This window comes from Thalassovita aquimarina (assembly GCF_018219815.1).
Lineage (GTDB): Bacteria > Pseudomonadota > Alphaproteobacteria > Rhodobacterales > Rhodobacteraceae > Thalassobius > Thalassobius aquimarinus.
Genome location: NZ_JADMKU010000002.1, coordinates 100,578 through 115,390, shown reverse-complemented (window position 1 = coordinate 115,390; position 14,813 = coordinate 100,578). Strand labels below are relative to the sequence as shown.

Genomic DNA, 14,813 nt, shown 5'->3' with positions numbered 1-14,813 from the left:
GTGCAACAATTGTTTTCGATGTGACTATCTAAAGGCGTGACGCATATTTTTCTATCGCCTTTGGGTTTTCATTTCCTGTCCCGGACACTATCCATTCGGATATTGAAGAGATATTCGGGATGGATTGATGCTTTTTACCTTTGCCGGCAGCAACGATAGTTTCTTTCAGCACGGTTTTTTCGACCTGGGCGGTTCCGTAGGCGACTATGACGCGCGGAGGGTTAACTCCACCGTCATTTCGATGCTGAACAACGACACCGGGGTTACCTTCTCGCTGTACAGCAGTCATTTCACCTATAATCAATACAGCACCGTATCCCCGATCACCGGCACCATTCACACCATGACGTTCGATCAGGAAGGCATCGAGCAGGGATCGGTGCGCGACGTGGACTGGGAAATCATGGACTTCCTCAGATCACTGGATAGCGTTGTGCTGGGCAACTTCGGCCCTCTGGCCGGTCTGATTAATCAAGCTGGCGAAGCGGCGGGAGGGATCACCATAACGGCCGAGAATGCCAGCGCCGCGTTCGACATGGGGCAGAGTTGGAACAGCGAGTTGATGGCCCTGATCACTTCGAAGATTTCCATTGATGGATCAGCTTATGCGGATGTTCTGTTGGGGGCGACCCGAGGGGACGATATCCGCGGCAACGACGGGAACGACACGATCTGGGGCAACGAGGGCCACGATACGATCGATGGTGGCCTGGGCCGCGACCGGATCTATCTCAATCAGGGCAACGATCTTTTCATCGACAATGTTCAGGGTGGCGATATCGGGAGCGATACGGTCTATGGCGGCTTCGGCGATGACACGATCCAGGGCGGCAATGGCGGTGACAATTTCCAGGGGCAGGCGGGCAACGACCTGATCCATGGACGGAAGGGCGACGACCTGATTGCCGGGGGCAACGATTTGGACACGATCTTTGGCGGGGACGGGTTCGACACGATCTGGGCAGGCAAAGACGATGATTTGGTCAATGGCGGCAATGGCCGTGACCTGGTCCACCTCAACCAGGGCGACGACCTGTACATCGACAATTCGCAGGGCGGTTTCTGGGGGCGCGATACGGTCTTTGGCGGTTTTGGCGCCGACACCATCCAGGGCGGTAACGGAGATGACGCATTCCATGGAGAAGCGGATAACGACCTGATCTTTGGCCGGCTGGGCAATGACATGATCCGTGGCGGTACGGGTTTCGACACCATTCATGGCGGCGATGGCAACGACACGGTATACGGTGACTACGGTCGCGACAGGATTTTCATGGGGAACGGGGACGATACCTATGTGGATTCTGCCCAAGGCGGCAATTTGGGTCAGGACACGATCAACGGCGGGGCGGGGGCCGACACGTTCGTCTTTGGCGCCGCCATCGCGTCCGATACGATTGTCGATTTCGAAGTGGGTACGGATGTTCTGCAACTGACCGAGGACCTCTGGGGGGGCGGCCAATCCGCTGCGCAGGTGCTCAGCAACTATGCCTCCGTGACCGCCGACGGGGTGTTGTTCGATTTCGGGTCCGGCCAGTCGATCCTGCTTGCCGGGCTGAGTTCGGTTGCCGGTCTGGAGGGCGATATCCTGCTTCTCTGAGGCGCGGCCGCGCCCAGGGCCAGGCGGACCCGGGCGACGGCAATCCCGGTTGATTCAAATCATATGCAGTCAAGACGGGCTCTGGTTAACTGGCTTCCATACGGCAACAGTCCGAAAATGGGAGCGCTGAATTGTCCTATTCGACCTCGTCATTTCTTACCATTGGTGGTTCTCAAGGTGATGAGGCCGTGTTCGGCATCGGATCCGACACGACGGCCTATCCCACGCCCGAAAATTCCGCCTCGGGCTCTCTTGTCGGCACGGGCGTTTCTGCTGAACTCATATCCGCCGACCCTCTGACCGCCATCGACTGGGGCACGAAATTGCCCACCACGGTCGTCGATGTCTACTTTGCTCCGGCGGGCACCTATATCGACGGTGTTACCGATTTGGGCCTGGCGCAGGGCTTCACGGCATATGAGAAACAGCAATTTTTCTCGGTGTTCGAACAGATCGAAAAGTTCACCAATCTCAGCTTCCGGGAAACGACGTCGCAAACGCTGGCGGAATTCCGGCTGGGCAGCTTCGAGCTTGACGACTACGGTGCCATCGCTTTCATGATACCGCCCGGCGATCCCTTTGCAGGTTTTCTGGGCGTCGACCCCGATTACCTGAGCTGGTACGATATCGACAGCGGATACCCGTTGGTGTCACGCGGCGGCTTCATGTACGCGATCTTGCTGGAAGAAATTGGCCATGGGCTCGGGCTGGCGCATCCGCATGACGACGGTGGCACCTCGACGGTTCTCGAAGGTGTGGTGGCGTCGACAGGGTCCTATGGGGTCGGCGATCTCAATCAGGGTGTCTACACGATGATGGGCTGGACCGAAGGCTGGCCCGGAGGCCCCTACGGCGATCAGTATTATGATGGCACCTACACCTACGTGAACGACTTCGGCTATGAAGCCACTCCGATGGCGCTGGATATCGCGGTGCTGCAACAGAAGTACGGCGCAAACCTCGGCTGGGCCACCGGGAATGACGTTTACGTGCTGCCCGCATCCAACGGGCTTGGCACGTTCTACGAATGCATCTGGGATGCCGGCGGCACCGACACGTTGCGATACGAGGGCACATCCGACGCCATCATCGATCTTCGTGCCGCGACACTTCGGAGCGAGGCGGGCGGCGGCGGCTATGTCTCCTATGCGTCCGGAATCCGCGGTGGCTACACCATCGCTGCAAACGTGGTGATCGAAAACGCAACCGGCGGCGCGGGCAACGACATGCTGACCGGGAACGCCGCTGCAAACCTGCTGCGCGGCGGCGACGGCAATGACAGTGCCTATGGCGGCGACCAGTTCGACACGATCCACGGTGGCGACGGCAACGACACGATTGATGGCGGCAATGGCCGCGACCTTGTCTATCTCAACCAGCACGACGACCTGTATCTCGACAATGCCCAGGGCGGCGACCTTGGCCGCGACACGGTCTTCGGCGGTTTTGGCGCCGACACGATCCAGGGCGGCAATGGCGATGACGAATTCCACGGCGACTGGGGCGACGACCTGATCCATGCCCGGCTGGGCAACGACCTGGTCTATGGCGGTTCCCAGTTCGACACCATCTTTGGCGGCGACGGCAACGACACGGTCGATGGCGGTTACGGCCGCGACCTTGTCTATCTCAACCAGCACGACGATCTCTATCTCGACAATGCCCAGGGCGGTGAATTGGGCCGCGACACTGTTTTCGGTGGTTACGGCGCTGACACGATCCAGGGCGGTAACGGCGATGATGAATTCCACGGCGAATGGGGCGATGACCTGATCCATGCCCGGCTGGGCAACGACCTGGTCTATGGCGGTTCCCAGTTCGACACCATCTTTGGCGGCGACGGCAACGACACGGTCGATGGCGGTTACGGCCGCGACCTTGTCTATCTTAACCAGCACGACGATCTGTATCTCGACAATGCCCAGGGCGGTGAATTGGGCCGCGACACGGTCTTCGGCGGTTTTGGCGCCGACACGATCCAGGGCGGCAACGGCGACGACGAATTCCACGGTGAATGGGGTGATGACGTGATCTATGCCCGGCTGGGCAATGACAGTGTCTTTGGCGGTGATAATTTTGACTTCATCGATGCCGGCGATGGCAACGACATGGTTGATGGTGGCAATGGCCAGGACACGATCCGGCTGGGGCTTGGCGACGATGTCTATGTCGACACGGCCCAGGGCGGCGATCTGGGTCGCGATACCATTTCCGGCGGAGCGGGGGCGGACAGATTCGAATACCAGGCCGTGATTTCGTCCGATGTGATCGAGGATTTCGAAACGGGGCTGGACCGGCTGCAACTGACCCAGAGCCTCTGGGGCGGCGGGCTTTCCGCCGCGCAAGTGGTCAGCAGCTATGCCTCCGTAACAGGCGATGGGGTTCTGTTCGATTTTGGTGGTGACCAGTCGATCCTGCTGTCCGGACTGAACTCTGTTGCCGGGCTTGACGGCGACATCCTGCTGGTCTGAGGCAGTGCAGCCTCACGCGGGGACCGACAGGCCGGCGGGTAGGATGCGTTCGTCGATCAGCTTGATCGTTTTCTTCCGAATATCGTCGCCAGCCGGGACGGGGGCTGTTCCACCAACGTTTCCAGAAAATCGCGGATTTCAGGCTCCTTGAACTTGTTGCTGTTCCGGTGCACTTCCGCGGCGGCGTGGCGGAAGACCTCCAATTCGTCAAATGGCAGCGTTTCGCGCGCGGCCTCCAGATCGGAGAAGAAAGGGGTCTTGCCCGATGTCTCGCCCAGGAACTTGTGAACCTTGTCGAAACGGTCAACCATCTCCTGCCGGTTCTGCGCCCCGAAAAGTTCGATCTCGGAAGATTTCGGAAGGTCCAGTTTCGGCGTCAGTTCCTGTAGGCGAAGACGCAGGGCGCGGGCTTTCGGTGCGGGCAGCGCAAGGTTGCCCCGCCTTGCGATTTCGTAGAGGCCGCGATGCAGAGAAGCATTCGTGCGCCGCTCCGAGATCAGGTCCTCAGGAAATTCCAGCCCCGACTGGGCGATGAAATCCGCAACAGAGCCTCCGCTGGCTTGCACATCGGCGTAATCGCGCAGGATGAAATTGGCATTGGGGAGGGTGTTCAGCCAGCCTTCCAGCATCACCCGGTAATCGAAATGAATCCCATTGAATTGTTGCTGCAGGCCGCCTTCGCGCAGCGGTGCAATCTTGTGGGAGAACTTCAGCCTTTGACCGTGCCAGGAGGCAAGGTATTCGTCGATCCGCCGCAAGGTGGCGAGCACGGTGATCTCCGCCTTGGGCGGAAAGATATCCCGCAGGCTCTTGATCAGCCCGGTATCGATCGGCGCGAAATTGGCGAACACCTCGGCGGCCAGGATCACCGCCTGAGGCTGCAGGAACTCGATCTGCTGTCGGATCGCGCGGACCATCTGCGGTCGGCTCGGCAAGGCCTTGTGATAGACCGGGATCTTGCCTTTGTTGCGTTCCTCCATCATGCGATAGGCCAAGGCGTTATGCGGCTCGCGGGCATTGATTGGCAGAACGTCTTTCTGCGCGGTGCCGCGTCCCACGGCCTTGGCCAGCGACAGCGACATGCTTTCGAAATCAACGCTGGGGTAGAGAATTCCCGCCTGTGCCAGGGCGACGCTGTTCCGGGCCAGGAAATCTTGCAGCGACGTCGATCCGACCTTGTGATGTCCGATGAAGAGAATGACTTTCATTCGCTCGAAAAACCTCTTGCCGACATGCCTGCCTCAGGCAAGCATATGGACCCGGGCAACCCGGAAATGCAAGCGGGTCGGCCCCTTCAAAGGCTTGTTTCCGCTGGTTTCAGGCGGTGTCGTCGGTCCGCGTCATGTCCAGCTTTGCGCGCCAATAGGCCTCGGAGGTCAGCTCGTCATAACTTTCGCGATACTGGCTGAGCAGCCGGGGATAGCGCCACAACAAGGTCAGTGCCTGCACCGCGAACCGGAACCCTTCGCGCAAGAACAACCGCTTGGAATGGCGCACGGTGTAGGCTCTCTGCTCATCGCCGCTCAGATAGGTGATTTCGGCCGCGCCCCAGGTCCAGCCGACCTTGCCGCGATCCTCGGCCTGCAGCACGATCCGGTCGCCCCAGCGACCGAAGAATGGCAGCAGGTGACCGTTCAGCGTGACCTTCATGATCTGCCGCGCGAGCCAGCCGCGCGGCTTGCGACGGATACGTTCAGACGGGATGCGTGCAGGCGCCGGTTCCCAGATTTCATGACAGGTCAACGCCTTGATATCGGCGCGGCGCTGCGCCATGTCGGCGTGTTCGTCGAAGAATTCCGGTCCCTTCTGCACGTCGGACAGCGCCAGGTTGATCGCCGCCAGCGTATCGTAATGCATCCGCGGCAGGTTGCGCAGGAAGAACCACGCGGCCATCTTCAGGACGCGCAGACGTCCGATTTCCATTGAGGGCAGGCTCAGGTGATGTGCCAGGTGGCTGCGCAGGTCCAGGTACCAGGTCAGCGGGCTGTCCTTTTCGGTGAAGCTTTCCTGGAACGAAACCACCCCGGGCAGGGTCTGGATGTTGAAATCATGCACCAGGGAGAAGCTGACGTCGTCGCCGCGCACGAAGAACGGGAAAGGCAGATGTTTCACTTCTTCCAGCGGAAAGGCGAAATACCACCAGCCGCCATAGAAATTGTGCGGGTTGCGCGGGGTGGACGCGAATTCCATTTCGAACACCTGCGCCTGATCGCGCAGATCGGTGCCGCCGAAGACCGGTCGGCAGGCGCCGTGGAAAAGCGCGCCGTTTTCCCAGAGCGCCCAGGCATGGCGGTTCGAAATCATCGCCCCGGCGATCGCGGTGGCGGGATCATGCGCATAGGCCAGGAAAGCCCAGGTGCGTTCGACGGCCTCCATTGGCGTGGCAGCATCGTCATCCATGAACAAACAATGGCTGAAGCCGTTGTCCTTTGCCGCGAGCAGACCGCGGGCAAAGCCGCCGGCGCCGCCCAGGTTTTCGTTCCCGATTGCCGTCACCCAATCACTGTTCTCGATGTCGGCGCTGCGGCCGTTGTCGACAACGAACATGTGCAGACGGGAACCAAGCCGCGATTTTTGGGCAAATTCGGTGAACCGTTTCACGGTCTGCGCAACCGCTTCCTCCCGCCGGAACGTGGTCACCGAAAGCGCCAGTTTGGGATCGCGCCGCGGGGCTTGTCGCGTGTCCCAGGCCGCCCAGTCCAGCGCCCCGTCCCCCAAGGCGCGCAGTTCGAAATACAGCACACCGGTTGGTTCCACATGCCCGGCCAGGGGAATGTCGAAGCGGCGCGGCACATCCGGGGAAAGGGTGATGACCTCGTCGATCAGCCGGCCCCAAGACCGGTTCGGATAGGCGATGAAGACGGACAGTTCCACCTGGCCGGTGCCCAGCAGTTGAAGTCCGACATCGTCAAGGCCGCAATGGCTGTGCCATTTGCCGATGTTGAAAATGTTGAAATAGGTGTCGAACTGGATATGGGCGCCTTGCCGGAAATGAATCCTGTGCGTGCTCAGCGACACGCCGGCCGGGCCGTTGGTCCGCAGATAGAGGGCGCGTTCTGAGCAAAGCGCAGGTTCGGGCCAGGCCAGTGTCTGCAGCAGCACGGTCCCCGGAATCGCGGCCGGCCGGGCGGCCTTGCGTCGGGAGCCAGACCTGAGGCGGCGGGCGATAGGGGATAGGGAGCGGGCCACGCGAGGGTCGGGTCGGGTCATTTTTTCACGATTCCGATTTTGGACAACAGGTTTCCGGTCAGATCGGCGAATTCCTGCGTCGAAATCTGCCCCAGATTGCCCTGTTCCGGACGCGCCGGGCGCTCGGGAAAGAACGGTCCTTCGAGGTCGGGGAAGAAGGTTTCTTTGAGCCAGGCATTGGCAGGGCCGAAACGACGCATGATATGGTCGGCCAAGGCTTGATCCATGACCGGCCGGGGTTTGGTCGGCAGGAGGCTGATATAGGGGGTCAGCAAGGTGCGCTGCTCATTGGGCTGGCCGTCCTTGATGAAGGGAACATGGGGTTGCAGCTGGCGCAGGAATTCCAGTGCCGGTGCTGACAGGCCACGGTTGTCATCGGTCGAGATTTCAAAGCCGTCCATATCCGGTTCCCGGCTGCCCTGCACGATTGCCATGAAATCGGACAGGATATCGCCGTTGATGAACGCCCCGGGGGCGAAGCGGCGCACAATGATGTTTTCCCGGCCCCAGACTTCGATCCATTTGGACAATTGCCCGCGGTAGTAAAGGTAGGACGTCGGGCTGCGAGGCCCCAGGCAGACATCGACGAAATCGCGAAACCGCGCGGCGCTGAAGCCGCGGCGCATGTATTCGCCATACATTGACAGAATGGCGTCATCCTGGCGGCGCACATAGACAACGATTTTGATGTCTTCGAAATGTGGGGCCAGCATCTCTTTCAGCCGGGCGATTTCGTCCGGGTGATACATGTTGCCGGTAAGGTTCTCGGAGGACATGACCATGGTGTGGGCAAAATCATTGACCTGATCAATGTGCCAAAGCATCCGATCCTTGAGCTTGGTGCGGAACGCGCGCAGCTCATCCATCGAGCGGATGCCGTAGTCGCGGGCAAAATCATGCAGCTTGTTGGCGCAGGCGAAAAACAGGGTGATGTGATTGGGATCCGGCGCCAGAAGTTTGCCATAGGCGATGCCGCGATCGGCCAGCCAGTGCGGATTGGCGTCAAAGCTGTTCTGAATGAGCGTGGAGGCGGTTTTGGGCGTGCCAATATGACAAATGAGTTTCAAACCGAAAGCCCTGTTCCGTGAGTGTCGAACGCCATCAAATGGCCGCCTTCTCTTCCCATGAGGCGTGGATCGTTGCAAGGGGTGGGATAGGCGGAGACGCGCCTTTGCCTTCTCGTTGCCCAAGTTTTGCTGGTTTCTATCGATATAGCCTTATATGCGATTCGGACGATATGTGGGGTTCAAAAGTCTATATGCCCTAAAAAGATCAAGCTCCCGTTCGTAAGCGGATACGAGTCGAAGTCCCGGTATCGGTTGAAGGAGTGATTTATGCCCAGTGTCACAGGTGACAACGAGATCTGGATCGGACTGGACGGCTGGTATGTCCACAACAACACGTGGAACCGCCGCGATCTGGTCAACGGGACGGATTACACTCAATCAGTCGCCGTGACCGCGGCCGGATTTCCCGATGGCGTCACCATGGAATGGGACTGGCCCGAAGTCACCAACGACGCCTATGTCTATGGCTATCCGGAAATCGCCATCGGCCAGGTTCCCTGGAATCCCCTGGCGACCACCTTCGACCACTTCCCGGTCGAGGTTTCGAACATCGAAAACCTGGATCTGAATTTCGATTACACCGCCGTGCTGGAACAGGGCGGGGATTTCAACGTTTCCGTCTCGCTTTGGCTCAGCAACGATCCCGACGGCGGTTTCGACGCGGTGCAGAACGAGGTGATGATCTGGCTGACCAACAGCAGCCTCAACCCGGCCGGGTCGGATACCGGCGTCAACGGCAGCGACGGGCTGGGATCCTACGATATCTGGCTGAAGCAAAACCAGACCGACGCCTCGGGTCACAATGATCATGTCTGGGATTTCCTGTTGCCAGTCTATGGCAACGAGCACGATCCTTCGGGGATTACGCGGAATTCGGGCACGCTGGATATCGATGCGCTGCTGCGGGTCATGCAGCAAAACGGCCTGATCGACCCGGGTCTCTGGCTGCACAGCGTCGAATTCGGGCCCGAAATCGTGCAGGGCGTGGGCAGCCTGACCGTAAACGACCTGAGCCTGGTCTACGAAGAAACCACCGGGCTTGGGGAAAACCTGACCGGGGACATCAACGGCAATACCCTGAATGGGCGCCACGGCAACGACACGGTATCAGGCCTGGGGGGCGACGATTCCCTCATCGGGATGAGCGGCGATGACGTGCTGCGCGGCGGCGCGGGGGCCGATACGCTGCGGGGCGGATCGGGCAATGACGTGCTGGATGCGGGCACCGACGCGGTTCGAGATCTGATCGATCCGGGAAGTGGTGCCGACCGTATCATCGTTTCGGGCATCGGAGGCGTGGCCGACAATGTCCTGTTCACCTCTACCGGGAACAAGGTGATCACCGGCAGCGGCACCGGCGAAGCCTCGGTCGGTCACCACATGACCTTTTCCGATCAGCGGGCTGGCATCACTCTGGATCTGGCGGCGGGTACCGCCAGCAGCAGCCTGCTGAACGTCGATTTCACCCAGGCGCGGCACTTCAACGTGATCACGGGTTCGGGGCACGCCGATGTACTTAAGGGCGGCAACGTCGCTTTCGACCGTTGGGAGCAATTCACTGGCAATGCCGGCAATGACCATTTCGACGGCGGCAGCGGCATGGACGCGGTCAGCTTCTCGAGCGAGGTTGAGTGGGGCTATTGGGACGTGGCCCGCATGAAGCAGCATGTCGGCACTCGCGGCGCGGTGGTCAATCTGGAACTGGGTACCGGGACCGACGCCTTCGGCGATCACGACACCTTCGCCAATATCGAGGCGCTGATCGGCACCCGTTTTGCCGATCGTTTCACCGGCGGGGCGGAAAACAACTATTTCGTTGGCGACCAAGGCAATGACAGCCTTTCCGGCGGCGGCGGTGGCGATTCCTTCCTTGGCGGGCGCGGCGCGGATGTCATCGATGGCGGCGCGGGCCGCGACGGCATCAACTACCTGCGCGAAGTGACCCAGCTGGGCGGCACCCGCGGAATCGTGGCGCGGCTCGACCTCGGAACCATCCGCGACACGTTCGGCGCGATCGACCAGGTGCAGAATGTCGAGGAACTGATCGGCACCGAATTCGTCGACATCTTCCGGGGCGGCGCGGCGGCCGAAACCTTTTCCGGACGCGGTGGCAACGACAATTTCGCAACCGGGGCGGGGAATGATACCGCCTATGGCGGCGCGGGGCTCGACACGTTGTTTGGCGGCGCCGGAGCGGACCAGCTGTTTGGTGGCGCCGATAATGACAGATTGTTCGGCGCCGACGGCAATGACATGCTCTGGAGCGACAGCGGCGACGACGCAGCCTATGGCGGCGGCGGCAACGACACCGTCCACGGTCTCGACGGGGCGGACACGCTGCAGGGCGGCAATGGCCAGGATTCCGTCTATGGCGGCGCCGGCAACGACCTGATTCAGGACACCGCGGAAACCGGTGTGACCGGGGCTGACCTTCTGGTCGGCAATGAAGGTAACGACACCATCAAGGGTTGGGGTGGCAATGACACCGTGGCAGCCGGGGCCGGGGCCGACCGTGCCTTTGGCGGCATTGGAAATGATAATATCTATGGGGGCGATGGCGCGGACCAGCTGTTCGGCGACGCCGGCGATGACGAGGTTTCCGGCGGCACCGGCAATGACCGGATTTTTGGCGGGACGGAGAACGACACGCTTTATGGCGGCGACGGGGCCGATCGTCTGTACGGCAATCAGGGCGACGATTCGCTGCATGGCGGCGACGGCAAGGACAGCGTGTACGGCGGCTATGGCAACGATGTCCTGTTCGACACCGCCCAGGCAGGACCGGACGGCAATGACCTGTTCCGGGGCGAATGGGGCAATGACACGATCTACGGCGGCGGCGGCAATGACACCGCCATCGGCGGGATCGGGGCGGATCTGCTGCATGGCGGTGTCGGCGAAGACAGCCTGTACGGCAACCAGGGCAACGATACCCTGAACGGTTTCGAAGATGCCGATCAGGTCTTCGGCGGGTATGGCGATGATCTGCTTCTCGATATCGACGAGGCGGTGAACGATGTCTTCCGGGGCGAATGGGGCAACGACACGATCTATGGCGGCGGCGGCAACGATCGCGCCTTCGGCGGTGACGACAATGACCTGATCCACGGTGGCGTGGGGCATGACACGCTCTTTGGCAACCGGGGCGATGACACGCTGAATGGAAATGACGGCCGCGACGTGGTCCGCGGCGGGTTCGGCAACGACCGTATTTACGACGAGGCACAGACCGGCGTCGCGGGGGCGGATGCGCTCTATGGCGAATGGGGCAACGACACGATCGTGGCCGCCGGAGGCGATGACACGGTTTACGGCGGCTCCGGCAATGATGGGCTGACCGGCGGGCAGGGCAATGACGTCATCGATGGCGGGCAGCATGACGACACTCTCTGGGGCAATGATGGCAATGACCTGCTTTCCGGTGGTGCCGGCACTGACATGCTTTACGGCGGTACCGGCAACGATACTTTTATCGGCGGGGCGGGCGACGACTTCATGCGCGGCGACGATGGGGCGGATGTCTTCCGCTTCGACGATGCCAGCGGCAATGACACAATCGGGGCGTTCGACGGCGCCGGCGACCTTGTGGACCTATCCGGGATCAGTAGCGTTAACGGCTATCTCGATGGTTTCCAGCTGATCGATGCCGGTCCTCACGTTGAACTGGTGATCACCGCTACCGGACAGACCATCACGCTGAACTACGTCCCGCTTGCCGACATCTCGGCGGCGGATTTCCTGTTCTGAGGCATATGCCAACCTTTGCCGTCGGGTGCACGGGGCCCGGCGGCAAAGTTGTGCCCCGCAAGATTGCGCTTATAGTGATCCCATGCCCTCTGCGGTCAGGCACCTTCACAGTTGATCGCCAGATCGGCATGTGACATTGGAACCCACATGGATACTCAACGCTCCTCTCCAGCCATGACGGCCCGCAAGGTTCTGGAAACCGAGGCCGACGCGCTGCGGCTTCTTTCCGACCACCTGCCCGCCGATTTCGAACCGGCGGTGCAACTTATCCTTGCCACGAAGGGCCGGGTCATCGTGTCGGGCATCGGCAAATCCGGGCATATCGGCAACAAGATCGCCGCGACGCTCGCCTCCACCGGTACGCCGAGCTTCTTCGTGCACGCCTCAGAGGCCAGCCACGGCGATCTCGGCATGATCACCGAGGCTGATATCGTCTTGCTGATTTCCAATTCCGGAGAAACCCAGGAACTGGGCGACGTTCTGGCCCATTCCAAGCGGTTTTCGATCCCGCTGATCGCGATTTCTTCGCGCGCGGGCAGCACCCTGATGAAGGCCGCCGATTGCAAGCTCCTGCTCCCGCCGGCCCCCGAGGCCTGCCCGATGGGGCTGGCGCCGACGACGTCGACCACGCTGACGCTGGCGCTTGGCGACGCGCTGGCCGTGGCGCTGATGGAAGCGCGCGACTTCAAGGCCGAGCATTTCCGCACCTTCCACCCCGGCGGCAAGCTCGGCGCGCAGCTTTCCACTGTCTCCCAGCTGATGCATGGGGCTGATGCGCTGCCGCTGGTCGACACCGCGACCGCGATGGAGGACGTGCTGATCGAGATGACCTCGAAGGGCTTCGGCACAGCCGGGGTTCTGCGGGACGGGGCACTGGTGGGCATCGTGTCGGATGGTGATTTGCGCCGCAACATGGCCCGGCTGATGCAAAGCAGCGCCGGCGATGTCGCCACCATGAACCCGGTGACCGTGCCGCCCGACATGCTGGCCGCGCAGGCCTTGGCGGTGATGAACGAACGCAAGATCACCACGCTGTTCGTGGTCGAAGACGGCCGTCCGCTGGGCATTCTCCACCTCCATGATCTTCTGCGGGCGGGTGTCGCATGAAAACCGTGATCCTGATCCCGGCTCGCTATGCCTCGACCCGTTACCCGGGCAAGCCGCTGGCCGAACTGACCCTGCCTTCGGGCGAAAAGAAATCGCTGATCCGGCTGAGCTGGGAAGCGGCGAACCGGGTCAAGGGCGTTGACGAAATCCATGTCGTCACCGATGACGACCGCATCCGCGACCATGCGGAAGGCTTTGGTGCGAGCGTCATCATGACCAGCCCCGAGGCCGAAAACGGCACCGCCCGCTGCGCCGAGGCGCTGGACAAGGGCCATGTGGAGGCCGACCTGGTTGTCAACCTGCAGGGCGATGCGCCGCTGACGCCGGAATGGTTCGTCGAGGACCTGATCGCGGCGATGAAACAGGACCCCGAAGCACAGGTCGCCACGCCGGTGCTGCAATGCGATGCCCTGACCTATGGCCATTTCACCGAGGACCGCAAGGAAGGCCGCGTCGGCGGCACAACGGCGGTGTTCGACGCCAAGGGTCGCGCGCTCTATTTTTCAAAGGAAGTGCTGCCCTATATCGATCCGGGCAAGGTGCCGGAACACGATATCCCGGTCTATCACCATGTCGGCGTCTACGCCTATCGCCCCGCGGCTTTGCGCGCCTATACCTCCTGGCCGATCAGCCAGCTGGAGGTTCTGGAAGGGCTGGAACAGCTGCGGTTCCTGGTCAACGACACCACCGTGCGCTGTGTCGTCGTAGAAGGCCGCGGCCGGGTGTTCTGGGAACTCAACAATCCCGAAGATGTCGACCGTATCAATTCCGTGCTGAAGGAACTCTGAGCGATGGATGTGAGCCAAACCAAGACCGTCACCGTCGGCGACATCGCCATTGGCGGCAAGAATCCCTTTGCCCTGATCACCGGACCGTGCCAGCTGGAAAGCCTCGATCATGCCCGCATGATGGCGGAAAAGATCGCCGAGGCCTGCGCGCCGACGGGAACGAAGTTCATCTTCAAGGCCAGCTATGACAAGGCCAACCGGTCCTCGATTTCCACCCAACGCGGGCTGGGCATGGAAGAGGGGCTGAAAATCCTCGGCCAGATCAAGGATGAATTCGGCGTGCCGGTTCTCACCGACGTGCACGACGCGGGCCAATGCGCCCCGGCGGCCGAGGTCTGCGACGTGCTGCAGATCCCCGCTTTCCTGTGCCGGCAAACCGACCTTCTGCTGGCCGCCGGCAAGACCGGGGCGGCGATCAACGTGAAGAAGGGGCAGTTCCTGGCGCCGTGGGACATGGGCAACGTGGCCGAAAAGATCGCCAGCACGGGCAACGACCGGATCATGCTGTGCGACCGCGGCACGTCCTTTGGCTACAACACGCTGGTCAGCGATTTCCGCGGGCTGCCGATCATGGCCGCGACCGGATACCCGACGGTGTTCGATGCCACCCATTCGGTGCAGCAGCCGGGCGGGCAGGGCACCACCTCGGGCGGGCAGCGCGAATTCGCCCCGGTTCTGGCACGCGCCGCCTGCGCGGTGGGAGTGTCAGCGCTGTTCATCGAAACTCACCAAGACCCGGACAACGCGCCCAGCGACGGGCCCAACATGATCCCGGTCGATCAGATGGGCGCCTTGATCGCCAATCTGCGCGGCTTCGACGCGCTGGCCAAAGGGCTGTAAAGCA

At 61.3% G+C, this 14,813-nt stretch carries 9 protein-coding genes; 6 read left to right on the top strand and 3 right to left on the bottom strand.

Annotated features, from left to right (window positions below; all coding sequences use genetic code 11):
• The first annotated feature begins 127 nt into the window (after positions 1 to 127).
• Together IT775_RS03065 and IT775_RS21240 are read left to right on the top strand one after the other, a co-directional pair.
• Positions 128 to 1,600, top strand: a complete 1,473-nt coding sequence (locus tag IT775_RS03065; protein WP_212699611.1) for a calcium-binding protein — start codon at positions 128 to 130, stop codon at positions 1,598 to 1,600.
• Between the two features lie 188 nt (positions 1,601 to 1,788).
• A complete protein-coding gene (locus IT775_RS21240) occupies positions 1,789 to 4,071 on the top strand; it encodes a hypothetical protein (protein WP_212699610.1) in 2,283 nt (760 codons plus the stop codon).
• Between the two features lie 56 nt (positions 4,072 to 4,127).
• Here the strand turns inward: IT775_RS21240 and IT775_RS03055 are convergent, their stop codons facing one another.
• The 3 genes from IT775_RS03055 to IT775_RS03045 all read right to left on the bottom strand — a co-directional run bounded on the left by IT775_RS03055 (position 4,128) and on the right by IT775_RS03045 (position 8,450).
• A complete protein-coding gene (locus IT775_RS03055) occupies positions 4,128 to 5,279 on the bottom strand; it encodes a hypothetical protein (protein ID WP_212699609.1) in 1,152 nt (383 codons plus the stop codon).
• Between the two features lie 109 nt (positions 5,280 to 5,388).
• The gene (locus IT775_RS03050; protein WP_212699608.1) at positions 5,389 to 7,173 is read right to left on the bottom strand and encodes a hypothetical protein; all 1,785 of its coding nucleotides are present in this window, start codon (positions 7,171 to 7,173) and stop codon (positions 5,389 to 5,391) included.
• Between the two features lie 104 nt (positions 7,174 to 7,277).
• Positions 7,278 to 8,450 (bottom strand): hypothetical protein, encoded by a 1,173-nt coding sequence (locus IT775_RS03045; RefSeq protein ID WP_212699607.1) that lies wholly within the window; start codon positions 8,448 to 8,450, stop codon positions 7,278 to 7,280.
• Positions 8,451 to 8,594: 144 nt separating this feature from the next.
• Here IT775_RS03045 and IT775_RS03040 point away from each other — a divergent pair, with 144 nt between their 5' ends.
• The 4 genes from IT775_RS03040 (at position 8,595) to kdsA (ending at position 14,809) form a co-directional block, all read left to right on the top strand.
• On the top strand, positions 8,595 to 12,074 hold the full coding sequence (locus tag IT775_RS03040) for a GH12 family glycosyl hydrolase domain-containing protein (RefSeq protein WP_212699606.1): 3,480 nt from the start codon (positions 8,595 to 8,597) through the stop codon (positions 12,072 to 12,074).
• A 147-nt stretch (positions 12,075 to 12,221) separates the two neighbouring features.
• Positions 12,222 to 13,181, top strand: a complete 960-nt coding sequence (locus IT775_RS03035) for a KpsF/GutQ family sugar-phosphate isomerase (RefSeq protein ID WP_212699605.1) — start codon at positions 12,222 to 12,224, stop codon at positions 13,179 to 13,181.
• Positions 13,178 to 13,969 carry a 3-deoxy-manno-octulosonate cytidylyltransferase gene (locus tag IT775_RS03030; RefSeq protein ID WP_212699604.1) on the top strand — a complete coding sequence of 264 codons (792 nt, stop codon included), beginning with the start codon at positions 13,178 to 13,180 and terminating at the stop codon, positions 13,967 to 13,969. Before IT775_RS03035 ends, IT775_RS03030 begins: the two co-directional genes overlap by 4 nt.
• A gap of 3 nt (positions 13,970 to 13,972) precedes the next feature.
• A complete protein-coding gene (kdsA, locus tag IT775_RS03025; protein WP_212699603.1) occupies positions 13,973 to 14,809 on the top strand; it encodes a 3-deoxy-8-phosphooctulonate synthase in 837 nt (278 codons plus the stop codon).
• Positions 14,810 to 14,813 lie beyond the last annotated feature (4 nt).

Excerpts from the sequence above, each read along its gene's own strand:
- IT775_RS03030 (WP_212699604.1), top strand. The coding sequence starts at position 13,178 with ATGAAAACCGTGATCCTGATCCCGGCTCGCTATGCCTCGACCCGTTAC.
- IT775_RS03055 (WP_212699609.1), bottom strand. The coding sequence starts at position 5,279 with ATGAAAGTCATTCTCTTCATCGGACATCACAAGGTCGGATCGACGTCG.
- IT775_RS03040 (WP_212699606.1), top strand. The coding sequence starts at position 8,595 with ATGCCCAGTGTCACAGGTGACAACGAGATCTGGATCGGACTGGACGGC.
- kdsA (WP_212699603.1), top strand. The coding sequence starts at position 13,973 with ATGGATGTGAGCCAAACCAAGACCGTCACCGTCGGCGACATCGCCATT.
- IT775_RS03065 (WP_212699611.1), top strand. The coding sequence starts at position 128 with ATGCTTTTTACCTTTGCCGGCAGCAACGATAGTTTCTTTCAGCACGGT.
- IT775_RS03035 (WP_212699605.1), top strand. The coding sequence starts at position 12,222 with ATGGATACTCAACGCTCCTCTCCAGCCATGACGGCCCGCAAGGTTCTG.